We start from the raw sequence: 24,705 nt of genomic DNA, 5'->3' as shown, positions 1-24,705 counted from the left end.
TTTTCACCCAGCATCCTGGAAGATTCAGAGGTCTCTTTTCGACCGGTGATCCGAATCTGTAGACACAAAAAAACAGCACTCATCGAAAATGTGTTCCGACGAGTGCTGCGAGATGATGAGTTGCTTTAGCCTCGGATTGGATTGCGTTTTCGGTCAGTTTCCTTGAGCCAGATTTTTCGCAATCGAAGCGAGTCAGGAGTGATTTCGAGGTACTCGTCGGCCTCGATGTACTCAAGAGCCATTTCGAGAGACATCGCTCGCGGTGGTTCAAGCACGATGTTGTCGTCCGATCCCGAAGCTCGCACGTTGGTCAGTTTCTTCTCGCGAACCGGATTCACAACGAGGTCATTGTCGCGTGAGTTTTCTCCGACGATCATTCCTTCGTAGACGTCAGTTCCGGGAGCGATCAGCAGATCAGCGCGTTCGCTCAGTTTCCAGAGAGCATAAGCGGTCGCTTTGCCCTGGATCTGAGAAATCAGCACACCGTTCTTTCGTCGAGGAATCTCGCCTTCAAGTTCCGCATAACACTCGAATCGGTGATTCATGACTGCTTCACCCTTGGAAGCATTCAACAGGCGGGTTCGGAGTCCGATCAGTCCACGGGCTGGAATCAGGAATTGAACGTGCGAATGCGTTCCCGTTCCGGCTTTCAATTCCTGGAGTTGACCTTTCCGGGCCGAGACGATTTCGATCACGGTTCCGACATCTGTCGACGGAACTTCGATCTCGAGAATTTCAAAAGGCTCTTGCCATTTTCCGTCCACCTGACGACGAATGACTTCGGGTTTTCCGACGGAAAGTTCGTACCCTTCTCGCCGCATCGTTTCGATCAGAATCGACAGGTGCAGCAATCCTCGCCCCGAGACCTTGAATGCTTCTTTTGCATCCGCTTCTTCCACGCGGAGAGCAACGTTCGATTCGAGTTCGCGCTGGAGTCGATCTCGCAGGTGGCGACTCGTGAGAAACTTCCCACTCTTGCCTGAGAATGGTGAGGAATTGATCGTGAAGACCATCGAAAGGGTCGGTTCGTCGACCGAGGTCCGAGGAAGTGCTACCGGATTCTCAACCGAGGCGATAGTGTCGCCGATCTCTGCATTTGCAAGTCCGGTGAGAGCGACGATGTCCCCTGCCCCGGCTTCGTCTGTTTTGACTCTTCCGAGCTTGTCAAAGATTTCGACCCCTTCGACCGATGATTTGACAACGACTCCGTCGGCCTTCATGAGGGCGACGTTCATTCCTGGGCGAACGACGCCGTTGGTCACCCGGCCGATGCAGATTCGCCCGACGAATTCGGACCACTGAATGGACGTGACCGCCATTTGAAGTGGGGCTTCGACGTTTGCGACAGGACCGGGAACGTGTTCCAGGATGAGATCAAGAAGCGGAAGAATGTTTCCTTCCCGGGCTTCTGAATCGTGCGAAGCAAAACCGGCACGTCCGCTGGCATAAATATATGGGATCTCCAGAGAGTCTTCGGCACCGAGTTCTTCCATCAGATGGACGGTTTCGAGAAGAACGTCATCGGGACGACAATCAGGGCGATCAATTTTGTTGATCACGATGATTGGTCGAAGTCCAACTTCGAGGGCTTTGGTCAGCACGAATCGTGTCTGCGGCCGTGGACCTTCGAATGCATCAACAAGAATCAATGCACCGTCGGCCAATCGGAGAACGCGTTCCACTTCTCCGCCGAAATCGGCGTGACCTGGGGTATCGATCACATTGATCTTGATTCCCTTGTAGGGAATTGCAATGTTCTTCGAGAGAATTGTAATGCCGCGTTCCCGCTCCAGATCGTTGGAATCGAGAATACAGTCGCCGATCAGTTGTGATTCTCGGAACTGTCCGCCTTGGCGAAGCAAGGAGTCAACGAGCGTCGTTTTGCCGTGGTCGACGTGGGCAATAATCGCGATGTTGCGAATGTCCGTTCTTCGCATGGAGGAATCACCAGAGATTGTAGGTGCGGATGCTTGGAGAGTTGATTCAGTCACGTTCGTGTTGCCCTTTGGGTTCCAAACCTTGTTCGGGGAATAAGCCTGGTACGGGAATTCGGGTGCAGTTGATACATAACAAACAGCGGAATCCGTGAGCGAGTGTTGAGTCACGCTTGGGGTGCGTCAAACTCAAATCCGGAAGCAATCATTGTTGTGATCGGAACGTGCGCGCAATCTCGTTCCAACGAAAGCGTGGAATACTAAACGAAGTCGTCTCCGGGAAGGAGGTTAAGAAGACAATTCTGCGGAAATATTTCGAATACTTGTGCTCAGTTCACCCTTTCCTAGACTGCACTTGTGAAGTTTCTGTACAGATTTCGACTCGCGACCTGCGAACTCGACAGGCAACAGCCCCGGTGAGACTTTAAGAATGACGACTGACTTCGCGATCATGATGTTGGGAATCTGCGTTGTGATTGCGGGATTGGGTCGGTTTTTGCCTCGTCTTGGGTTCTCCCGAAGCTCACGGGCATTGACGCTTCTGGTCGCATCAATGCTTGCTTTTGCTTCGTTGTCGTTGGCTTTTCACACCTCGCTGGTCTTGCCGAACTCATCAGCGAGCACGCCCTTCTTATCGGCGGTTTTTGATGGATGGTGGCTCCGCGATCGTCTTTCCATTCTCTCACTGTTCGGACTCGCAGGGGGCATCGTGACCATTGCCTGTGCCCATTCCATTGAAGCTGGCCGCTGTCAACTCCCAAAGCGTTCAGAAGTCGGTTCTTTGATCCTGCTGTGGGCACTCGCTTCGCTGGTCGTGATGGCGGATCATATTTTGCTGCAATGGATGTTTTTGAGCGCAGCTTGTTGGCTCTCAGTGTGGCAATGCACACGGATGTCAGGATTTTCCTCAAACGGTACCCGGAAACATGTGCTCATTCTTCTCGGGCTGGCAGACATTCTGGCGATGATCGGACTTCAGGGAATGTCGTTCATAAGGGGGATCGGATCGATCTCCGACCTGCAAGCTGTGACTGAAATTGCTCCTCTCGACTCCTTTCAGCGAGCATCGCTGGCCGTTTCTGCGATCTGGCTGGGGCTGTCTTTCCTGATTCGCCTCGGCGGAGTTCCGTTTCTTCTTTGGAATGGAATGGCACGAGGTGGCGTCCCATCGTCGCTGGTCGTGTTGGTGTTTCCAGTGCTGTTGACGATGTCGCAAATCTTCCGTTGGCAACCGGTGCTGTCGATTGATTCGTCATCTCAGACCATGCTGGGAGGACTCCTCGTGCTCTCCGCTCTCATTCATGCGGCCGCTTCGATCTTTCAATCCGGGGCACAGCGAGCGTTCCGAGTCAGCCTGGCCCTCGCTTGTCTTGTTGCCACATCAGCGATCTTCGCAGAGGCAGCTTCACCGACCGGTCTCGTGTTCGCGATTGCGTGTTTGATGGTGCCGACAGTCGTTGTGGCCTTCCCGATGCCGTGGAATCCACCGCAAATCGTTTCCGCAGTATTGCTCTTTCTGGGGCTCTTGGGGGCTCGTCGTTCGCTTGAGCGGATGATCGCCTTGGCGTCTGACCCTTCAACTGGAATTCCGTTGATTCTCCCGGTTCTGTTTGCGGTGGCCTATGCTCTTTGTGCATTCAGCTTCTTCGCATGCGTGCTATCCCAAGGAGTGAATTTGCGGGAGAAACAGCTGTCGATCAGTCGGCTGTGTCTTTGGGCAGTCGTCGGAATTTTACTCCAATACCTGGTCTATTTGCCGTTCCTGAGCGAGGGAAGAACGGTTGGATCAGCAGTGGGGACGATTGTCTGGCTGCTTGCAGTCGCTGGGATTCTGGGAGTCGTCTGGAAGTGGCGGGAAACCTTGAGTGTTCCCGAATCGCTCGCTGAAAGCAGTCTCGTGAAGCTTCTCAACAATGATTTCAAGATCGGAGAACTCCTGAATCGCGGAGCATTCACGCCGCTGCAGGAGGTTTCGACGAACTTTCAAACGAATCTGAGCCATCTTCTGCTCGCTATTCCGGGGAGCCTTTTTCAAACTCTGTGCGATGATGTGCGATTAGTCGACGAATCCCGACACAGAACACCATCGGATGAAGATTCTTCCAACCGGAACGAGCTGACGGTCACGCTCGTCTTGGCAATCGCTGTCATGATCGCGGCCATCTGGTTGGCAGCTTAGTCGCTTTGCAGCACTTTTTCGTTTCGCACCTCGAAGATCCAAGTGCGACAACAGTGCGGGACACCCTCGATTTTGCAGCAAGAGTAGCTGTTCAAGCGGGAAGAATTACTGGTGGAGTGCCATTTCTTCCAGGGCTTCGATTCGTCCCTGATACAACTCGCGAATGTCTGAGAGGCCGTATCGAATCATAGCCAGTCGTTCCATTCCCAGCCCCCATGCCATCACGGGATGCTTGCAGCCAAGCGGTTCGGTCACTTCCGGACGGAAAATTCCGGAGCCACCCATTTCGATCCATTTCCCTCGGCTTTCGAGGTAAACGACAACGTCCACGCTCGGCTCGGTGTAGGGATAGAAAGCGGGTTTGAATTTGACCTGCTGGAAGCCCATCTTCATGTAGAAGGTTTCCAGGGTTCCGAGCAATGTTGCCAGAGAAGCGTTCTTGTCGATGACAATTCCGTCGACCTGGTGAAAGACTGGGAGATGCTTGTAGCTCATCGTCTCGTTTCGGCAGACCCATCCCACGCAGAACGTTTTCAGTGGCGGTTCGGGATGTCTGGCCAAAGCTCGAATGGTCGAAGCTGTGGTGTGTGTTCGCAGGACAACTTGCTTCGCGCGTTCGGGCGACCAGCGATACCCCCAGCCTTCCGAACCTGTGTCGCCGCCATCTTCGTGAGCATGGCGAACGCGATCGACCAGTTCTGCATCGTCAGGCAAATCTGTCGTCGCGGGATTGGCCATGTAGAATGTGTCCTGCATATCGCGGGCAGGATGATCTTGCGGCTGGAAAAGTGCGTCGAAGTTCCAGAACGACGACTCCACCATCGGAGAGACCACTTCCGTGAATCCCATTTCCAGATAAGCACGTCTGGTTTGCTCGATGATTTTCCGAAGAGGATGAACCTTGGCCGGCCGGACTGTCTCCGCAGAGAGAGTCACATCGTAAGGCCGTAGTGTGATCTCCTTCCATGCTCCGCTTCGGATGTCTTCAGCGGAGAGGAGATTCCGCTCCTTCTTCACAGAGATCTTGCCGGATTCCAGAAGTTTTCGCCCTTCAGCAGTCAGCGAGACCGTTCTTCGATTTCGCGATTTGATTTTGGCGAGTTCATTTCGCTTGCCCAGCAGTTGTTTGATTCGGGCAGCTTCCGGAGCGTTTTCGAGAGATGTCGGCTGACCAGCCGCTTCGAGAATCGCGACTTCGTCGACATCCTTTTCACCTTCGCCTGCCTTCCGGCCAGAATCGGTGATTCGGACTCCCTGCTTGTCGCGTTCGATCCAGCCTCGCGCGGTTCCCCAGCGAAACACGTCGTTGACCGCAATCCCGGATTGATTGGCTGCCTTGGCGAAGTCGCCGGTTCCCAACTCTCCGTTCGATTCGAGAAGGAGCGTCAGCGCTTTTCGTTCCGGCAATCCTTCATTGACCAGTGAAACAGCTTCCGAAGAGGGGATGAGTTCATCAAACGATTCTTCGCAAATCGTCGCGAACTTTTGATTGGCCGCTTCCTGGATCGAAACGAGCACCCGCGACTGATCAGATTTGAGAGCCGCTGCAAGTTCGTTGAGCCCGATCTCCTCGTGCTTGGCTAACGTTTCCCAGACGGAGTACGAAAATTCGTCGAGTTGCAGTGTCTCAGCCATGATTCCTGTTCGTTGCCGCTATCTATTGACCGGTAAGGGTAAGAATTTGAGAACTGTAGCAGGAAACTGACCAAGTGGAACAGTGCGGCTGTTCGAGGTGAAATTCGGCCAGCGAGCGAAACTGGTGAAGCAGCTTGACGATGAGGTGTTTGGGCCGCGTACTATTCGGGTTGAGGGTTCGCATCCGAGGATGCGTCGGCAGTCTTCGATTGCAGGCTCGTGAATCGATCACGCAGCCCCTCCATCCGTTTCCGGTTCACTCCAAGGTCAGAACTGCCGACTCTTGAAGCGGATCGAAAGTGGATGAGTTGAGATTGCTCGTCAATCAGAAACTCGACATCGTCGACAAATCGAAACAGCAGGCTTTTGGCCTCGGCATGAAGATAGGTCTCGGTCGACTCCACAATGTTCGTTCGCGGAAGCTCTTCAAGGATGGTGATCAGGTTCGCCTTCGCTTCGGCCGCAGTCCCGGAATATTCCCACGGAGACATTTTGTGTTCGGGGGAATCTGTTTGAGTTTGAACGCAGTTCGGGGAACTTGGAGGCGGGGCGAGTTTTCCGTCGACGACACCAAGATGATCAGGACGCCTTGAGGTCATGCTTAGGAATGCCAATCCAATGACGGGAAGAGCGATGGCGATGATCGCGATGCGGAAAGTCCGTTTCTTCACGGTTTGCTCTTCCAGTGAGTGCAGTGAATTCGGTTTGCGGCGGATTCTCGATTGAAATGATCCACCTGCCTGAAAAGTACTCCGAGGAGTCCGCTCCTGCAACCACGCGCTTCGCCTGTGCCTTCGACTCGCGGGGATTCCTGAACTCAACGAGCGATGGAATTGACCAGTGTGCGCTTGAATTGAGATGGCAAATTGCCGAGAGTCCGACGATATCTGACAGCCAGGTTGTCAGTCCGCAAACGTGCGATGGTCGTGGAAGTTAAGTCGAGTTGAAGATGTCTCAAGATTCTCTGTGGATAAAACGCAACTGGGTCGCTCACACACAGTTGATGCTGGACTCTTATGAACGGTACTTGAAGAAGGAACTGATCCCGCGTGAGGGAAGCCAGTTGGATCAGGCGAAAACTCTCTTCCTCTCTCCGTTCGTGGTCGTTTCGCATGACTATCGCCCCGATCCCGTTCTCAACTACGGAAATCAAGTCGCTCTCGACCTGTGGGAAATGGATGTCGCAACATTGTGCAACACCCCTTCCCGGATGACCGCGGAGCCGATGCATCGTGACGAACGCAAACGGTTGCTCAAGCGAACAACCGAGAACGGCTATGTCGATGACTACTCCGGGATTCGAATCAGCCAGAACGGCCGGCGATTTTTGATCCGTCAGGCAGTGGTCTGGAATCTCATCGACTTCAAGAACAACTACCGCGGACAGGCGGCCACTTTTTCTGAGTGGGAATGGCTCGACGAGAACGAATCGACACCAAAGCCGTCCGATTAAACGAGGTGCCGAAACGCTTCGCCTTCTCGCGCCGACTGTGTCGACTCGCCGCGAGACTCTACAGCTGAGTATCTCGATAATACTTCGTCGTGTGCGTCAGGCCGGTTTTGAGATCGACTTGCGGTGCCCACTTAAGAAGTGCTTTCGCGCGAGAAATGTCCGGGCAGCGGCGTTTCGGATCGTCTTTCGGCAGCGGGTCAAAGCGAATCTTTGACTTGGAACCGGTGATCTCGAGGATCGTTTCCGCGAGCTCGATCATCGTGTTTTCAACGGGATTCCCGAGGTTGATCGGGCCAACCTGCTCGTCTTGCTTCATCATTCGAATGAAACCGTCAATGAGATCGGAAACATAGCAGAACGAGCGAGTCTGTTTTCCGTCGCCGTAAACGGTCAGTTCCTCTCCCCGAAGCGCCTGCATGATGAAGTTGGAGACAACGCGCCCGTCGTCCGGAGCCATTCGCGGACCATATGTGTTGAAGATTCGGACAATTCGAACCTCCATATTATGGGCCAGGTGGTAGTTCATGCAGAGCGACTCAGCGACTCGCTTTCCTTCGTCGTAGCAGCTGCGAGGGCCGATCGGGTTGACGCTGCCCCAGTAGTCTTCTGTCTGTGGGTGAACTTCCGGATCGCCATAAACTTCAGAAGTCGACGTGTGCAGAATTCTCGCTCCGCAGCGTTTGGCTAGGCCGAGCATATTGACCATTCCGAGGGTCGACGTTTTGATCGTCTTGATCGGATTATGCTGGTACGAAACCGGTGACGCCGGACAGGCGAGGTTGTAGATCTGGTCTGCTTCGATGTGAAGAGGGTGCACAATGTCGTGGCGGATCACTTCGAAGTTGGGATGCCCGATCAGGTGGCGGATGTTCTCTTTTCGGCCGGAAAAGAAATTGTCCACGCAAATGACATCATTGTCTTCGTTGAGCAGCCGTTCGCACAAATGACTTCCGAGGAAGCCCCCTCCCCCAGTGACGAGAATCGTCGACACATCACACCTCTTGATAATTGGACTGTTTTCCAGTGTATCGGATGTGGACGGAAGCCACTTCGTCGGATTCAGCCCTTCGCGGCAGGAACGACAACAGCCGGTTCTATTAAATCGATGGTGTGGCCCGTCGCGAGTTCAGCTCCCGCATCGACCGCGTCTTTCTCCACACAACTGTCACATCCGGTCGCATAGGCAAATTCCGATCGAGAGTCGTTGTGACGGCGCGGTTGTGCTGCGCCAACTCCCTATTCCGAAATCTCATGAATTTCGATACACCACTGCGGTTTCGACTCCATGTTTTCAAAGGCGTCAGCACTGTTGGCAACTGTGCTGAGAACGCGGGAGGTCTGCAGTTTCGAATTCGAAACGTCGAGGCTGTTGGTCACCAGCGACTCAACTGATTTGTAATGACGGAATCTTTCATGTCGTCTGAAACTCATTCGGATTCGGCTTCTGTCTCCGCGAGGGCATCCTCGGGGGAGTCCAATGAGTCCCTGAGAGTTTGCCACCTGACTGAGAAGCTGTGCACCGGAGACGTTGAGCGACACCTCGTCGAACTGGCGACCTGCACGAGCCCAAACGACGCCAAACTCTCTTTCGTCGCGCTTCACGATCTCGGTGAAACCGCCGAAGTCCTGCAGGATTCCGGCTTTCCCGTTCAGTCTCTGAAGAGATCATTGTTCGGGAAGATTCAGGCCCTCCGGAAACTCAGTCAATTTCTCGATCGGAACGAAATCGACGTCCTGCATATGCACGGGACTGCGGCGCAGTTTCATGGTGCGATCGCGTGCAAGTGGTCTCAAACGCCGATTTCTGTTGCGACGCACTACGGTCGCGGCTGTGGGGCAGACAGAAAATCTCTCTGGCAATTCCGAATTGCGAACGAGTTCACCGACCGGGTGATTGGAATTACTGAAGCAGTCACAGAGCTGTGTCGCCAGCAGAATCAATCAAATCGCGAACAGATGATGACCATTCCCTTCGGAATTGATTCGACACGTTTCTTCCCTTACGGACCAAGTTCGGAACTCAGAGCGATCGCGATTGGCGAATGCAATCGCGAATACGGGTTTGAAGCACTCATTCACGCCGTTCGTTCAGTCGTCAACAGCTACCCGCACTTCAAAATTCAGATCGCAGGCACCGGTCCGCTCTTGAACCAGTCGGTCGAGTTGGTCAGCTCGCTCAGGCTCACACATCACGTTGAGTTTCTCGGTGACCGACCGATTACAGACGAATTGTTGAAGCAGAGCGGGTTTCTGATCTCGACGGCTCACACGCTCGCATCTCAGAGGAACATTTTGTCTGCGATGGCGACTGGAATTCCTGTGCTTTCAACGGAGTCACTCGTTGCGTCCGAATTCATTCAAGACGGAGTGACCGGAAAAATTGCGCGAGGCAAGGAAGCAAATCAACTCGCTGTGGCGATTGTCTCGATGATTGATCAAGCTCCGCTCTGGCCAGTGATGGGAACAAAATGCCGTGAGCTTGTTGAAACAACACTGAGTGTGCAGACAACCGCTCGCCGGTACCTTCAGCTCTACCGAAACCTTGTCGTTCAATCGGCCACACCGAGAGTCCGCTGACCAATCTTATTGTGGGCCTTATTGTGGGCTGTCGTCTTTCGGACTGCGCAAAGGGTCAAATTGATACTTTCTTGCGCTAGTGCCACATCCGACGTTCGAGCAATTCTGGAATGAATTCAACAGCTCGCCCCGGACGCCTAAGTCGTTCTTATGAATGCTGATACGGCTCTCGCTGAGTCGACGTGTTGAATCTTTCATCAACTCTGGGAGATTGGTTCCGAAATACCGGAACGCGAGATGCTCTACCAGCCACTGGCGAATTCTGCCGATCTTTTGTCGCGATTCGTGACATGTAACTCATCCGGAAATTTGCCAGTTCACTGTTTGATTGCGAGAATACACGCAATCCCCACTCCCTTGATGGCCATTTGATCGAATCAACTTTGGCGATCGCATTGATGACTGGACGTTCGATGCACTCGACAGCCAGAAAGACCTCGTGGCTTCTCTCGACTGTGTTTGTAAGCACACTTTCAATCGTGTTCTTAGGCACAACGGGAGGTCTACACGCTCAAGACGATGCCACTTCCCAGAGCTCTCCACCTCCTCCGCCGTTGCCGGCAGCTGACTTTCAGCCACCCGTCACAGACAACAATCAAGATGGGGATGTCGCAGATCCACCGGAAGCAGCCGATCCCGCCAATGTGGAAAGCGAGGTCCTGACTCGTGGCCCCATCCATGAAGCGTTCGCCGAACAATATTCTGCAGACCCGGAACCGGGGCTGACAGTTACCAAACATCCACCCGATCTCATCGACGAAATTCCTCCGGAAGAAATGCCTGAAGGAAACAACGTCGAGTGGATTCCCGGATACTGGGCCTGGGATGAAGATCTCGATGACTTCATCTGGGTCAGCGGATTGTGGCGCGACATTCCTCCCAATCAGCAGTGGATTCCCGGATACTGGGCGGAAACTGAAGGGAGCTATCAGTGGGTTCCGGGGTTCTGGACATCCGCTGATGCCGATGAGTTGAGCTATTTGCCAGAGCCTCCACAAAGTCTCGAAGAGGGGCCAAACGTTCCTGCGCCGTCTGAAGAACACTTCTGGGTTCCGGGCAACTGGTCATATCAGAACCAGTCTTACGTCTGGCAGCCAGGACGATGGACACAGCCCTATCAGGACTACATCTGGGTTCCCTCGCGTTACTCATGGACGCCGCGAGGATATGTTTACTGTTCCGGATATTGGGACTACCCGCTCGTCCGGAGAGGACTCCTCTTCTCGCCAATTCGATTCTGGAACCGCGCCTACCCCTATCGATTCTATGGCTATCGATACCGACCACGGTATGGGATCGGGATCAGTCCGCTTCTGACGCATTTGTTCGTGCGTCCGCGATATCGACACTATTACTTCGGGGACTATTACGCTCCGATCTATCGCAACCGGGGAATCTATCCCTTCGTCCATCAACGACGTTACAATCAGCGACGATATGCCTACGATCCAATCTATGCCTACTACCAGAATCCACGACGCCGTGTAACATACGACCGTTTGGTCAGTTGGCACAGCTACTATGATCGGAATGAAAAATTCCGACCGCCGCGCACCTACGATCGCACTCGAACATTCCTTGCGTTAGGAAATGGCTCTCGGAATCGATCTGTCTTCGAACAGTCCGTTCTCAGTGAGTCGATCGATCGATTCAAACGTCCCGGCCGTCCGGATCACCATAATTTCCGAACTATCGCAGAAGTCGACCGGAATCGAATTTCAGAGCGGTCGAACAAGGCTGTCCGTGAGTTGACGGATTTCCGTTCACGCTTTGAATCAATTCGGAATCGCGACGGTGATCCGAGAGGTCGAGGTTCGCTGGCCGGCAATGATCGTGATCAGCGTCCGGGCGGTGACCGTCCGGGAGGCGAACGATTCGGCAATGACCGGGATGGGCGTAATCCGGAAGATCGAAGCAATCGCCCTTCCGGAGACGATCGGAACCGCGACGGACGATTCGGAAACGATCGCGACATTGCTTCACGTGCTGAGTCGATCAAACTCCCGAATTCGAATTCGATCCGTGACCGTTTGAATGCAGTTCGTGAACGCACAGAATCAAGAGATGGTTCCCGAGATCCGGATCCCCGCTCGCCGGGGAATTCAGGTCGCGAAGTAACCAACCGTTCCGATTCGCGAAGTTCAAATTCTTCCGGTCGTTCCGACATGGACTCGCTTCGGGAGCGAATAGAAGCTGCGCGATCGAATCGCGGTGATCAACCTCGCACCGAGCGGGGAAGCGATCGCGACACAGCCCAATCGAGGGAAAATCGCGAACGGAGCCGATCCGATGAAAATCCAACGGTCCGTCCAGGCTCCGGGTCCAACACCCCGACAGCTTCGGATGTCCGCGAGCGACTTGATGCCATTCGGGACCGGAATTCCGATTCGAGCCGTGACCGCGGTTCGGAGAGCAGGAACTCTTCTTCGCAACCATCAATGAACAGTTTGCGTGAACGGATTGAAGCTGCTCAACGAGCTGCTTCTCAGAATCCTGAGTCATCCCGGCAACGTCCGACAACATCGCCAGAACAGAGGCCCGATTCTGGTCAGCCGTCGCGGGGAGCCTCCGGATCGTCGTTGCGAGAACGTCTCGAGAACCGACAGGAGAGCTCACCTTCGTCACGGAACCGAGAGGCTGACAGTCCACGCCAGGTTTCACCACAGACTCCGTCGAACGACCGAAGTTCGTCTCGCTCCAATGACTTGCGCTTGCAAATCGAGGCGATGAGACAGCAACAACAGAATACGAACCGCAACTCGTCTCGAAACACGGATTCGAGTCAGAACCGATCTCGCTCATCAACACAGCCCAGCGAGCTTCGACAGCGGATCGAAGCGCTCCAGCAGCGTTCCAGAACTCAATCAACCACTCCTTCGACTGACCGTTCTCGATCCGGAAACAGCTCTTCAACCAACCGGAATGATCGTTCCAGTAGTTCGAGACCAACGACTGTCCCTTCGACACGATCGCAGCCAAACCAATCGAGAACTTTGCGTCAGGGAGGAACTGATTCCATCCGCCAACCGAGCACGAATTCGTCTCAGGACCGAGCAAATCGACAGCCATCCCGGTCTTCGAACCCTCAACAGAGAATCGATTCCTCTCGACTTCGATCTCAACCGCAGCGGACGACCACACCGCGATCATCAAGCAGTACGCCACGAGCGGGGCCGTCGACCAACAGTTCCAGTTCGCGGTCGTCTTCAAGCCAATCGCTCCAGCAACGGATCAACAGTCTCCGCAGCTCGACACCGAGCACCCGAAGCGGCAGCAGCAGTAGTCGCTCACGGACTCCATCAACGTCGAGCCGGTCTCCCAGCACTCAGCGGAGTACGCCCTCGGCATCAAACCGTTCGTCGTCATCCTCGAGTCGATCGCGGAGTTCTTCATCTCCGTCGACTCGGTCACGCTCGTCGAGCAGTCGTTCATCAGGGGCGTCACGCTCGTCGCGGTCATCGGGTTCAAGTCGGTCTTCCGGTTCGAGCTCCAGCCGAAGTCGCTCCCGCAATCGGGACTGACTTAAGTCGCAGCCCAAAGTCACTTCGATGCACGTTGTTTTAAACCGGTTCAGGCGAATGCAGAGAGGCACCGGAATTGGTCTAATGGCTCTTTTCGCGATCCTCCACGCTTCCCGCCTGAGCTACGGACTATGCTTTCGTCTTCCAAAGAGCCAGCCAATTCACCTAGTGATCATGATGCTTCGCCCACAGCGAATCAAACAGAGCTGGGGCTGAGAAAATCGGATCGCCGATTGTTGCTGACGATGTGCTTCTGCACCGTTTCACTTTCTGGAATTATCTGGATTGCGAAGAACACGGGACGCAAACCAGAAGTCGAAATCGTCCGGTCGGCAGGACAGCAGACGCTCTACCAGATCGATATCAACTCCGCCACATGGGTTGAGTGGATGCAACTCGAAGGAATCGGCGAAGTCACTGCTCGAGCGATTGTTGACGACCGCTCCGCGAACGGTCCCTTTCACTCGATTGATGATGTGCAGCGAGTTCGCGGCATTGGCGATGTGACGCTCGATAAAATGCGTCCCCATCTGAGTTGCATTCAATGCAGTGATGACATCGACGAATAGACAGCCCAGGTAAAGCTATTCGTCCATCAACCTTCGCCCCGCAATCTCCATTACGTGACTGTCGATTCGATCGAGCGAAAATCTCAACAGTCCCTCCAAACAATCGCGACATGCTCTGAGCTGCCGCTGCAAGTTGTTCCGCCTATCCAACTTCGGGCTTGTGGAAGGCGAAAATCCACCTTGCCGGAAATCGCCAAACCGATCAGAATCACTGACGTCCGTGAAACGCATTGGATCGCGTGCAACGGAATCGAATTGATCTTGGGGGGAGACAAGGATGTCGAAACGTCGTTTTGAAGGCATGGCTGCAGTCATTACTGGAGTCAATGACCGTGGCATCGGAGCCGCGATTGCTGACCAGCTTGCACAAGAAGGGGCTCAGCTTGCCCTGCTCTGGCACGAAGAACCAAAGCGATTTTTGAAACGCCTCGAAAAACGTAATATCGACGTTCTTTCCATTGAGTGTGATGTCACACGCCAATCGCAAGTCAATGCTGCGAGCGAGAAAGTTCGTGATCGATTCGGCGAGACCGATGTCCTGATCAACAACGCCGGGATTGATCATTCAGGAGAATTTACGTCGACGTCTGATGAAGATTGGCTTTCGCTGATTGATGTGAATCTCACGGGAGCGATGCGGGTGATTCGCAGCTTTCTTCCATCGCTCACCGCCGATCGCGGCGTGATCGTCAATATCGCGTCCGTCCTGGGAATCGCTGGATGTGCAGGATTTCCGGCCTACTCAGCCTCGAAAGCGGGCCTCATCGGGCTCACACAATCCATCGCCGCCGAAATGGCTCCGCAAGGAATTCGAGCGGTCTGCGTGGCCCCGGCACTCGTCAAAACTCCCATGCTCAAGAAGTACCTCTCCACATTCGATGAAGATGTCCTCGCCGAGCTTGAACGATCTCATCCGCTTGGAGTGGGGTCTCCTCAAGATGTGGCGGCTGCGGTGGCATTCCTGGCATCTCCCGAAGCCCGCTGGATCACTGGAGTTACGTTGCCTCTCGGCTGGAACGCCGCGTTTCCGCTTCCGGGGCAAATGATCGGTCAGAAGCCACAGAATTCCATCAAATTCCCCTCACTTGATGCGACTGGCCCTGCTGAGGACTCGTTGCCGCCTCGACGTGCTGCCGGATAAATCATTTCGACCGCTTTTCTGCACTCGCCCGGAGCTGTTTCGCTCGACGACTTCGTCACGCATTTGAAGTGTTCGGCGAGCACGCTTCGATCGCTGCCGGGACACGTGAACGTCCACATTTCGCAGTGAGTTTCGAAACAAGATTCTGCGAAGCTCCGGCCAACTTCGGTGTTTGCGTTCCGATTCCGGGGATTCTGTGGGTTTCGTCCTGGCACGATCGGCGAAGTTAGAGACTCCGATCTGTCGCAAATGAATTGCGTCGAGAGGGTTGCTTGCTCTGTCGATGGAGAGATAATGCAGAGATGCGGTTTGCGTTCAGCCGGGAAACTCCCGAATCTGCTCTTCAAGTTGCTCAGTCGCAGCGACCCTCATTGACCGCAACAAGCTTGAATCTTTAGTGGAGTAATATTGAAGTCATGTCGGAAGAAAAGAAGACGAAGCCGAAGCGCTCCTCGCAAGGGCCGTTCTCAATCTGGCATGGGATGAAGATTTCCGGTCTGTACAATCTGATGAAACTTGGTCCTCAGCTGAGTTGGACCAAAGCAGGCAGAATCGCCCTTTTGCCACCAATGGCTCTCTACAACTCAACAATGGCCGCTGTCGAGTCGTTGTTGTATGGGCGTCGAATCCGCGAAACCGAGCCAGTTGCTCCACCGATTTTTATCCTTGGATTCTGGAGAAGCGGAACCACCCTCCTCCACAATCTGATGGATTCCGATCCGCAGTTCACAACGACCACGCTCTACCAGACCGTCTTTCCGTGGCACTTTCTGACAACACAAACAGTCGCGTCTCGATTAACGGCGGCATTCATTCCCGAAAGCCGCCCCATGGACAATGTCCGCGTTGGATGGGATGTCGCGCAGGAAGATGAAGTCGCGTTGTGTGTGATGACACAGCTGTCACCGTATCTGATGGTCACCTTCCCCTATCAATTTGAGATCATTCGGCGATACATCGACATCGAGGCCATTTCAGAACAAGATCGACAGCGATGGTGTTCGGCACTCGACACACTTATCCGCAAAGTGACATTGAGAACGCCCAAACAACTCGTCCTGAAGTCCCCTTCTCACACGTTCCGCATCCAGACGTTGCTCAAGATGTATCCGGGGGCCAAGTTCATTTACATCTATCGCGACCCGTTCGATGTCTTCAACTCGAACTGCCATTTGCGCCAAACAATGGCCACGGAAAACACTCTCGGAGAAAACCCCAAGGGCGGCTTCGAGGATGACGTCATCAAATGGTACAACGAGGGATTCACCAGCTATCAGACCAACAAATGGTCAATTCCCGAAGGGGACTTGTGCGAGGTCAAGTACGAAGAGCTCGCTGCAGATCCGCTGGGGCAGATGAATCGGATCTACGAGCAGCTCAGTTTGCAAAACGTGGACGCAATGCGAGCAGCCATCGAACCGCAAGTTGAAGAACTGAAGAAGTACAAGAAAAATAAATTTGACCGCGATCCGCATTGGGTCAAGGAAGTCTACCAGCGTTGTCGCGCAGCTTACGATGAATTCGGTTATCCCCCTCCCAATGATGGACAGATCGAAGCTGCGTAGTTGCTCGAATCCTTTGGAGATCATCGCTCAGGTCTCCGATCAGGAGATGCTTTGATTTCAGATGATCGTCGCAAAGAAACCATGTGAATGGTTGAGCGTGACAACAGAGAGAGTTTCCAAAGGACGAAGAGAATGTCGAAGTGCTTGATTACAGGTGGAGCAGGTTTCATTGGAAGCCACCTCACCGAGAAACTCCTCGAAGATGGACACGAAGTCACCGTACTCGACAATTTCTCGACCGGACGTCCAGATAACCTGGCACATGTCGCAGGTCACCCGCGATTGACGCGATTGACTGGGTCAATTACCGATCAGGTCCTTCTGACCGAAGCTGTTCGCGGCCAGGACATTATCTACCATCTCGCTGCCGCTGTCGGAGTGAAACTCGTCGCCGATGATCCAGTCCGCACGATCGAAACGAACATTTATCCCACAGAGTGGCTTTTGAAACTCGCCACTCAAACCGGTTGCCGCTTCTTCCTCGCATCAACAAGCGAAGTCTACGGAAAGAACCCAAACGAGTGCTGGGACGAAGACGAAGACTTACACTTCGGCCCCACTTCCAAACCCCGCTGGGCTTACGGCTGCTCGAAAGCCATCGATGAATTTCTCGCCCTCGCTTATCATGCGAAATACGGGCTTCCGATCGTAATCGGCCGATTCTTCAATGTGGTCGGTCCTCGTCAGGTCGGAAACTACGGAATGGTCATTCCACGCTTTGTTGATCAGGCAATGAACGGCGGACCGGTCATCGTTTATGACGATGGCCAACAGGTTCGATGCTTTGCCCATGTCAAAGAAGTCATTCGCTGCATTGATGAACTCGTCCGATCAGACGAGGCGGTCGGTCGGATTTTCAATATCGGAAGCGACCGGCCCGTGACGATTCACGAGCTCGCAAAGACCGTCATCTCGAAAGTCGACTCCTCCGTTGACGTCAACTTTCGAGAGTACACCGAAGCCTATGGAAACGACTTCGAAGACGTACGCCGCCGCGTCCCCAACGTTGACCGATTACAGAAGACTCTCGGATGGAAGCCATCCCTGACGCTTAGCGAAATTCTGGACGACATCATCGAGTGGAAGAGATCCTCCGAGCAGGCAAACTGATCGACGAATTTCTCACGGCGGACAATCTCGAATCCCCAGACAGCTTCTCCTCAATCAGCGTACGCAAACGCCCTCGCGAACGAGTTTCCTGGACTTACGCGCAAGTCCCCTATCGGCAGATTCTGCGGGCTGCTGCCTCGCGTTCAGTTGCTCGTAAAGTGCTTTTCTAGAACATCTTACGACTTGCAGGCCCGCTCGGGTTTGAGAGAGATGGATCAACGTTCATTTTTATCAAAACACATGTTGACCCACTTTTGCGTAAGCCATAAGGTGCCCTCATCGAAGGCGGGATGAGCAGCCTTTGATGGTCCGGCAAGACGCTCATCGCCCCCGGGAATAGATCGAAGTCCTCAGCCCCCCTAGGACTCTCTGTTTCCGGGATTTTTTATTTTATGGCTCTCACCATGCTGTTTGGGCACACAATCATGCGCACTGTCGCACCTATCCCCCTGAGTAAGAATTGTTAACAGTTGAGTGCTGGGATTTTCCGGATCTCGGCTGTTGCCGTCCGCGCAGACTGGAATACTATTACCAATCTGAGGGAACATGCAACGCAGGTCACCTCGAATGTGGGGTTCATCGTCTAGAGACCTTTCCCGCTTTTCGTTCGATCAATTCCCCTTAACACACTATGTGCATGGAAAGTAGACCTACACGCAAGCCATCAAACCGGTTCCAGAACCGTCGTCACTGGCCTTGCTCGGAATGAGGATCGCGGGTTTGCTGATTTTTGCGCGGAAGTGCTTACGGAAACTTGAAGGAGTGCTAAATTGAATCTTCTAATAACTGCCAAAATCGAAATTAAGTTGTATCGGAACCGGACACCACGTGAACTGGCTCTACCACGGGAGCAAAGACTGGTTTTCATTGTGAAGAATTTTCTTCCTCAAACCTGGCAAACCCTACAGCGCTAATTTGTCATTCGAGTGCAGAAACTTTTTCAACTACTCCACAGCCCCGTCAGAAATGGCGGGCTGTTTTCTTGTGTTAGACGCAGAACTCGTCACGGGGGAAAGAAAAGAAAATAGCGGGTAGGAGGAAAACCTCAAGCTCGTGGAACCAGCCCCCCTACACAATTGATCAACAATTTACTGCTGATTCAATCAGTGGCTACCCGCCAGTTTCTCAGGTTATCGCTTATCGCACACAAGGAACCGGAACGGCAACCCGTCTTTTCGACGAATCATTTTTCCACTTCGCCAGTGCTTGACCTCTTTGCAAGAGATCCAGCGATAGCCTTTGGGCGCAGGACGCCCATTTGCGAGAGCGATCATGCTCACACTCCAAGAAAATGGAGCTTGCAATTTTCGAGACAAGAGTGAAAAATACCTTCTACGCTGAAGGGGCTCTGTCCCGACCAGGTGGCGCTCCATTATGCCATCTGGTAAAAAGGGGTGGTTGCAGCCACCCCTTTTGTCTTTAACATCACTCGATGTCGTTTTCCACTTCTTCCTGTACTGCGTACGCCGAAAGCATATGAACGGCGATTTCCACAATCTTCATGTCATCCTTGCTTAACTTTTCAGGTGCTACGATGTATCCATGTGGCTTGTTTTTGAACGGAATCGGTAAGCGGATCGTGCCTGGTATGTCCGTCTCTTTTTCAGAGATTTCTTGGACTTCCTCTCCTCCGGATTCTCCATTTCCATTGTTTCCGCCCTGCACCGGAGGCGTGGCCTGCTTCTTAGTGCTTCTCGACCTTCCAGAAGCGAGGCCCTTTGTCGCGTCCTTAAAATGCGGTGAGTAATCGACTCCAGCCTCGGAGAGCGCCGAGATGTAAAACCGGAGTGATTTCGCAAGGATTTGGCCATCGATTCCCGAATTATTCTTGAAACGATCGCGCAACTGCTTTCCCGAAGCAGACGATATCTCTAAGTCGCCAACGACAGAACCGTAAGAATCGTTGATCACCTCTTTGATCTTTGCCTTCCATGCATCTGCGGACTGACTGTCAACCAGTTCTTGAAGGCGATCCTTCGTAGTTCCGTCCGAATCCGTCAGGCCCAAAAATTGAAGGGCCGACAATAACTGACCTTGCGTCACCCCTGACATCTTTGGCATGATACTGCGGTCAATTTGTTTTGGGACGGCAGTTTCGCGTAAGTTCTCAACGAATGTTTTCAGGGTGGAAAACGAGCAGTATGGCGGCTTTAGGCCGACCTTTTCCTTCGCCATTGAATTCACCGTTCTGCTGATGTACTGCGTGTACTGCGTACTACAATACGACGAGGTACACAATGTCGACACACACAATCTTGGGAGAAAAGACAAGATTGCTGATTGGTGAGTCTGTTGTCGTTCGGGCGTTTGGTGACAGACCCGTGAGACTAGAAGTCTGCGACCAGGTCGATGGAGTTGTCTATCTTGCAAACCCAAAGAACAGGTCGGTTGTCGTTGGATTCTTGAAAATGGACGTGTACTCCCAAGTGGACGACTTAACGCTTAAACGCCTTGAAGCTGCGCACAGGGAACAGGACACCCACAAACTCAACGAAGAGTGGCAACGCGTTGACGAAATGCGCATTCCAAGAGCAGTGCGATCTGCGGCCTAGAATCACTTGCCACATGCGCTGAGACAAAAATGGAAAGATTATAGTCCAGTGTGGATATGATACTTTCGAAGATTCGACCCGCCTCCACGGCTTCATCCACGCACCGGAGCGGCAAACAACTTGATGAATAGGCAAGTCGCCTCTATAGGGGAACGTCGACGGGGTCCGTCTCCACGGCATTGCTGACCGCTTCACCCACTCTGGTGAAGATTTGGCGAGTGAAGTGCAGTGCATCGGTCTCAGCCGTCCGGGCGGTTTCTCGATCGATTAGGAAGGACTGCGGCAAAACGGTCATTATTTCAATCCGTATCGGAGTTGTTGAACGTGAAGGTCTTGCGATCATCACGTCTCCGCGAGGGTCTTTTTGACTTCGCGGAGCAGGGAGAGGTCTTCTCGTGTTTGGATGACCAGTGTATTGATTGTTGAGGATGCTGAGATGTCTGAGTCGGGAGTGCATGAAGCGTTTTTGGTTTCGTCGATTTTCACGCCCAGACAATTGAGGCCGGTGGCGATTTGCGCTCGGATTTCTGCGGAGCGTTCTCCGATTCCGGCTGTGAAGACGAGGACGTCCAGCCCATTTAAAGTGACGTAAAGTTGACCGACCGCTTTGCAGACTCGCTGGACGAAGATCTTCACAGTAAGCTGGGACTTCTCGTGGCCAGATTGGGCAGCTTCGAGGACTTTTCGCATGTCGCTGGAAAGACCGGAAACGCCGAGAAGTCCCGACTGACGGTTGAGCACTTCTTCGAGAGTTGCCGGTGAGAGTTCAAATTTCCTTTGGAGATGCAGCAGCAGTCCGGGATCGACGGTTCCGCTGCGCGTGGCCATCATCAAGCCTTCAAGCGGCGTGAAGCCCATTGTGGTGTCGATGGATTGTCCTCCTTTGATGGCAGTCGCTGAGCAGCCGTGACCGAGATGACAGACGACAATCCGCAGTTCATCGAGTGGACGGTTAAGAATCTCAGCAGCTCGCTCAGCACAATAGGAATGGCTCAACCCGTGAAAACCGTACCGACGAACGTCCCATTGATTCGTCCATTCATCCGGGACGGGATAAGTGTACGCCTCGGGAGGCAACGTGGCATGAAAGGCTGTGTCGAACCCCGCGACATGTGCGACGTCCGGGAGCAGTTGTTTGGCAGCGATCAATGCTTCGAGGCTGGCGGGATTGTGAAGCGGGGCGAGAGCGGACAGTTCATCAAGACGAGACTGAACCTCATCGGTGATGATGGTCGATGTTGTGAACTTCCCTCCGTGAACAAATCTGTGCCCCACTGCAGAGATCGAAGCATCCGCTGTCGACTGTCCCTCGCGTGAACTTTGCCAGTCATTCAGGAATTGTTTGACAGCAGTCGTGAAGCTGAACTCGTCACTCTTTTGAGTCTTGGATTGGCCTTGATCATCGTGAAACTCGTAGCGGACGCCGTTTTCTTCTCGATCCGATTGAGAAGAAGCGAGAATGGACTCATCCGCCGAGTCCAGAATGCTCGCTTTTAAACTGCTTGAACCAGCATTTAAGAGCAAGACATTCATGCTGGGATTCCCTTCGAAATGAGCAGAGCGACCGAGTGTGATTCGACGAGATAGTGATCATCCCTAACAGGCACAGCCGACTCCCAGGGAACGATGTCATTGGGCGTCGCTAACGATGTATCGATCCATCGGTTCCAGCGTCCTCCTTGCAGTGGAGGAAGTTCGAACGTCTTCGGTTCCCAGAATCCATTCAGAATCAGATGGAAGGAAAGTCCGTCGGGGCGAACGTGTCCCTGAAGCGCAATGCAGTGAGAATCACAACTCCAATCGGGCTGGTCGACTTTGACTCCGTGCCAGGCCCAGTGGACGTCCGACAGCAGTTGAACCAGAGTGACACGTTTCCCTTTGTGCTGAGTCATTCGCTGAACGCGACGACGGCACAACAAGCTGACAAATCGATAAATGTCTTCATGCCTGTGAACGTCGTCCCAGTCAAACCAGCCGATTTCGTTGTCCTGGCAATAAACATTGTTGTTGCCCCGCTGAGTGCGACGGACTTCGTCACCCATGGTCAGCATCGGCATCCCCAACGCCATGAGCGTGATGACATGAAAGTTTTTCACCTGCCGATTTCTTAGCGATTCGATGTCCGGATCGTCGGTCGGTCCCTCGACTCCGCAATTCCAGCTGCGGTTATCATTTGATCCGTCTCGGTTATCTTCACCGTTTAACTCGTTGTGTTTATTATTGTAAGACACGAGATCGTTCAGCGTGAAGCCATCGTGGCAGGTGACAAAGTTTACACTCTGCTCCACTTCCCTGCCCTTGTACGCATAAATTTGTGGACTTCCGACGATTCGATCGGAGATCCTGCGAACCGCCCCCGGCTGGCAGCGAAAGAAGTCACGCACGTCATCGCGGAACTTCCCGTTCCATTCGCACCAGTAGTCCCCGACAAAGCTTCCAACCTGATAGAGCCCTGCTGCATCCCAAGCTTCGGCAAGCAATTTTGTTCCCGCAAGATCTGGATCAGATTCAATATCCCAAAGCACGGGCGGAGACGGCATCAGGGTTCCGTCTGAGTCTCTGGAAAGAATGGAAGCCAGGTCGAAGCGAAATCCATCGATGTGCATTTCCTTGACCCAGTATTTCAAGCTGTCGACGATCATTCGCCTTACGACCGAATGATTCGCGTTTAAAGTATTTCCGCACCCGGTGTAATTGGCATAATGTTTTCCCGCTTCCAGCATGTAATAAACAGGGTTATCGATTCCGCGGAAGCAAAGCGTTGGGCCATTCTCGTTCCCTTCGGCGGTATGATTGAAGACAACATCGAGAATGACTTCGATTCCGGCTTGATGGAATGCTTTGACCATATCGCGAAACTCATCGACAGCCGCGAGAGGTGAGTTTCTTGATCGGTACGCATGGTGCGGAGCAAAGAACGAAATGGGAGCGTATCCCCAGTAGTTGGATTTTCCTGGTGGAGCATCCTGCGGATCAAACTGGAAGACCGGTAACAGCTCGACTGCCGTGATTCCCAGCGACTGAAGATACGGAATCTTTTCAATGAGACCGAGATACGTTCCGCGACGCGATTCATCAACTTCAGAGTTCGGGTGACTCGTGAACCCTTTCACGTGCAGTTCGTAGATAATTGTCTGGGTCGCCGAGTGACGGAGTGGTTGGTCGCCTTCCCAATCGTACAACTCGGGATCGACAACAACGCTTTTTAATGCCGACTCCAGGTTCTCTCCGTGGGATTCCGCCAGTTCTCGAGAGTAGTCTTGTGGATACGCAACACATTTTCCGTACGGATCGAGAAGCAACTTTGTCGGGTCGAAGCGAAGACCTTCTTCAGGCTCATAGGGGCCGTGGATGCGGTATCCATATCGCTGGCCCGAATGCACACCAGCGACAAACACATGCCAGTAGTGATATGTGCGATTGCTGGCCGGGTCCAATTCCACGACTCGGGACGGAACCGCGTCGTCATCGTGGTCGAAGAACAGTATTTCAACTCTGGTCGCATGGCGTGAATAGAGACTGAAATTCACACCACCGTCACGCACATGTGCGCCCAGCGGAGAAGTTTGCCCGGAATTGATGTCTTGATTCACATCTCGGTTCCTGCTGAAGACTCATAATTGCCTGCTTCGGAATTCGATCCCGATCCGAACTCGTCTGCCCACCGAGAGTGATACTCTCGGATGATCGCAATCGCTACGTCTGCGTTTTTGACACATTGCGGGATGTTCATGTCTTCTTCACTGGCCAGCGGCGGGTCTGCGGAGATCATGCTCGCTCTTGCCCATTCGACAAGGCCGGGCCACATTTCACCCACGAGAATGAGTGGTGTTCCCACAAGATGCTGGACTTGAAGCAACTGCCAGGCCATGAGTGTTTCGAGAGCTGTTCCAATGCCTCCGGGGGCAACGATGAATGCATCCGACTGAAGAACAAACTGCTGGAGTCGAGTGAAGAACGTTCGGTGTTCGAAAGCCTGACCAACGAACGAATTGACTTCCTGCTCGAATGGAAGATCGACGCGGATTCCAATCGAGTGACTCCGGTCCGGATCGGTTGCTGCCCCTTCGTTGGCCGCTTGCATCAGTCCGGGGCCGCCGCCTGTAATGATGTCACACCCGAGTTTCGTCAGTTCTGCTGCACACCGTTTGGTCTCTTCGTAACTAAACGTTCCGGGAGCGATTCGCGCAGACCCAAAGAGTGTGACGCGAAATCGCTCTCGCCGTGTTGGCTTGAGCCGAGTCAGATTGTTCACGACATCCCACAACCCAAGGATCGAATCGGCCAGCACATCGCGAACCTGTCCTTCGTCAGACAGACTCACAGCTGCTTGTCGTCCGGATTGAGAAGATTCTTCTTTGTGCGTCATCATCGTCTCGGATTAGATTGTGGAACTGTGCAGAGAAATCGCGAGTTTGCCTGCAGGTGAGACTTCGCAAATACGCAAGCCGAAACGACGATTGCCATCA

The 24,705-nt window shown here is 53.3% G+C and carries 18 protein-coding genes; 9 read left to right on the top strand and 9 right to left on the bottom strand.

Annotated features, from left to right (window positions below):
- Positions 1 to 125 precede the first annotated feature (125 nt).
- Positions 126 to 1,937 (bottom strand): translational GTPase TypA, encoded by a 1,812-nt coding sequence (typA, locus tag KOR42_RS07635; protein WP_146508492.1) that lies wholly within the window; start codon positions 1,935 to 1,937, stop codon positions 126 to 128.
- A gap of 427 nt (positions 1,938 to 2,364) precedes the next feature.
- Between typA and KOR42_RS07630 the strand changes: the two genes are divergently transcribed.
- Entirely contained in the window at positions 2,365 to 4,113 is a 1,749-nt protein-coding gene (locus tag KOR42_RS07630) for a hypothetical protein (RefSeq protein ID WP_146508490.1), read from the top strand.
- 105 nt (positions 4,114 to 4,218) lie between these two features.
- On the opposite strand, the gene pheS is transcribed toward KOR42_RS07630, so the two are convergent.
- Positions 4,219 to 5,748, bottom strand: a complete 1,530-nt coding sequence (pheS, locus tag KOR42_RS07625; protein WP_146508488.1) for a phenylalanine--tRNA ligase subunit alpha — start codon at positions 5,746 to 5,748, stop codon at positions 4,219 to 4,221.
- 161 nt (positions 5,749 to 5,909) lie between these two features.
- A complete protein-coding gene (locus tag KOR42_RS07620; RefSeq protein WP_197440956.1) occupies positions 5,910 to 6,419 on the bottom strand; it encodes a DUF1499 domain-containing protein in 510 nt (169 codons plus the stop codon).
- 278 nt (positions 6,420 to 6,697) lie between these two features.
- Here KOR42_RS07620 and KOR42_RS07615 point away from each other — a divergent pair, with 278 nt between their 5' ends.
- Positions 6,698 to 7,201: an MEKHLA domain-containing protein gene (locus KOR42_RS07615; protein WP_146508486.1), complete on the top strand. Its 504-nt coding sequence runs from the start codon at positions 6,698 to 6,700 to the stop codon at positions 7,199 to 7,201.
- A 58-nt stretch (positions 7,202 to 7,259) separates the two neighbouring features.
- On the opposite strand, the gene KOR42_RS07610 is transcribed toward KOR42_RS07615, so the two are convergent.
- Entirely contained in the window at positions 7,260 to 8,192 is a 933-nt protein-coding gene (locus tag KOR42_RS07610) for a UDP-glucuronic acid decarboxylase family protein (protein WP_146508484.1), read from the bottom strand.
- 422 nt (positions 8,193 to 8,614) lie between these two features.
- Here KOR42_RS07610 and KOR42_RS07605 point away from each other — a divergent pair, with 422 nt between their 5' ends.
- The 7 genes from KOR42_RS07605 to KOR42_RS27815 all read left to right on the top strand — a co-directional run bounded on the left by KOR42_RS07605 (position 8,615) and on the right by KOR42_RS27815 (position 18,458).
- Complete coding sequence (locus KOR42_RS07605; RefSeq protein ID WP_197440955.1) at positions 8,615 to 9,778, top strand: glycosyltransferase family 4 protein; 1,164 nt, start codon at positions 8,615 to 8,617, stop codon at positions 9,776 to 9,778.
- A gap of 398 nt (positions 9,779 to 10,176) precedes the next feature.
- On the top strand, positions 10,177 to 13,299 hold the full coding sequence (locus tag KOR42_RS07600) for a YXWGXW repeat-containing protein (RefSeq protein ID WP_146508480.1): 3,123 nt from the start codon (positions 10,177 to 10,179) through the stop codon (positions 13,297 to 13,299).
- 131 nt (positions 13,300 to 13,430) lie between these two features.
- The gene (locus tag KOR42_RS07595) at positions 13,431 to 13,868 is read left to right on the top strand and encodes a ComEA family DNA-binding protein (protein ID WP_146508478.1); all 438 of its coding nucleotides are present in this window, start codon (positions 13,431 to 13,433) and stop codon (positions 13,866 to 13,868) included.
- Between the two features lie 277 nt (positions 13,869 to 14,145).
- Complete coding sequence (locus KOR42_RS07590) at positions 14,146 to 15,009, top strand: SDR family NAD(P)-dependent oxidoreductase (protein WP_146508476.1); 864 nt, start codon at positions 14,146 to 14,148, stop codon at positions 15,007 to 15,009.
- 416 nt (positions 15,010 to 15,425) lie between these two features.
- Positions 15,426 to 16,574, top strand: a complete 1,149-nt coding sequence (locus KOR42_RS07585) for a sulfotransferase family protein (protein ID WP_146508474.1) — start codon at positions 15,426 to 15,428, stop codon at positions 16,572 to 16,574.
- Positions 16,575 to 16,706: 132 nt separating this feature from the next.
- The gene (locus KOR42_RS07580) at positions 16,707 to 17,684 is read left to right on the top strand and encodes an NAD-dependent epimerase/dehydratase family protein (RefSeq protein WP_146508472.1); all 978 of its coding nucleotides are present in this window, start codon (positions 16,707 to 16,709) and stop codon (positions 17,682 to 17,684) included.
- A 663-nt stretch (positions 17,685 to 18,347) separates the two neighbouring features.
- Positions 18,348 to 18,458, top strand: coding sequence for a PEP-CTERM sorting domain-containing protein (locus KOR42_RS27815; RefSeq protein WP_146510025.1), 111 nt, complete (start codon positions 18,348 to 18,350; stop codon positions 18,456 to 18,458).
- Between the two features lie 356 nt (positions 18,459 to 18,814).
- Here KOR42_RS27815 and KOR42_RS26490 read toward each other — a convergent pair whose 3' ends face one another.
- The 5 genes from KOR42_RS26490 to KOR42_RS07550 form a co-directional block, all read right to left on the bottom strand.
- Positions 18,815 to 18,958: a hypothetical protein gene (locus tag KOR42_RS26490; RefSeq protein WP_197440954.1), complete on the bottom strand. Its 144-nt coding sequence runs from the start codon at positions 18,956 to 18,958 to the stop codon at positions 18,815 to 18,817.
- Between the two features lie 151 nt (positions 18,959 to 19,109).
- Positions 19,110 to 19,859, bottom strand: a complete 750-nt coding sequence (locus KOR42_RS07570; protein ID WP_146508470.1) for a DUF5343 domain-containing protein — start codon at positions 19,857 to 19,859, stop codon at positions 19,110 to 19,112.
- Between the two features lie 719 nt (positions 19,860 to 20,578).
- The gene (locus KOR42_RS07560; protein ID WP_146508466.1) at positions 20,579 to 21,769 is read right to left on the bottom strand and encodes an acetate/propionate family kinase; all 1,191 of its coding nucleotides are present in this window, start codon (positions 21,767 to 21,769) and stop codon (positions 20,579 to 20,581) included.
- Positions 21,766 to 23,829 carry a glycogen debranching protein GlgX gene (gene glgX, locus KOR42_RS07555; RefSeq protein WP_146508465.1) on the bottom strand — a complete coding sequence of 688 codons (2,064 nt, stop codon included), beginning with the start codon at positions 23,827 to 23,829 and terminating at the stop codon, positions 21,766 to 21,768. Before glgX ends, KOR42_RS07560 begins: the two co-directional genes overlap by 4 nt.
- Positions 23,826 to 24,608, bottom strand: coding sequence for an LOG family protein (locus KOR42_RS07550; protein ID WP_231740759.1), 783 nt, complete (start codon positions 24,606 to 24,608; stop codon positions 23,826 to 23,828). The genes glgX and KOR42_RS07550 overlap by 4 nt, the downstream gene beginning before the upstream one ends.
- Positions 24,609 to 24,705: the final 97 nt, after the last annotated feature.

It is taken from the genome of Thalassoglobus neptunius (assembly GCF_007859735.1).
GTDB lineage: Bacteria > Planctomycetota > Planctomycetia > Planctomycetales > Planctomycetaceae > Thalassoglobus > Thalassoglobus neptunius.
This window is presented reverse-complemented; position numbering and strand designations above follow the sequence as displayed.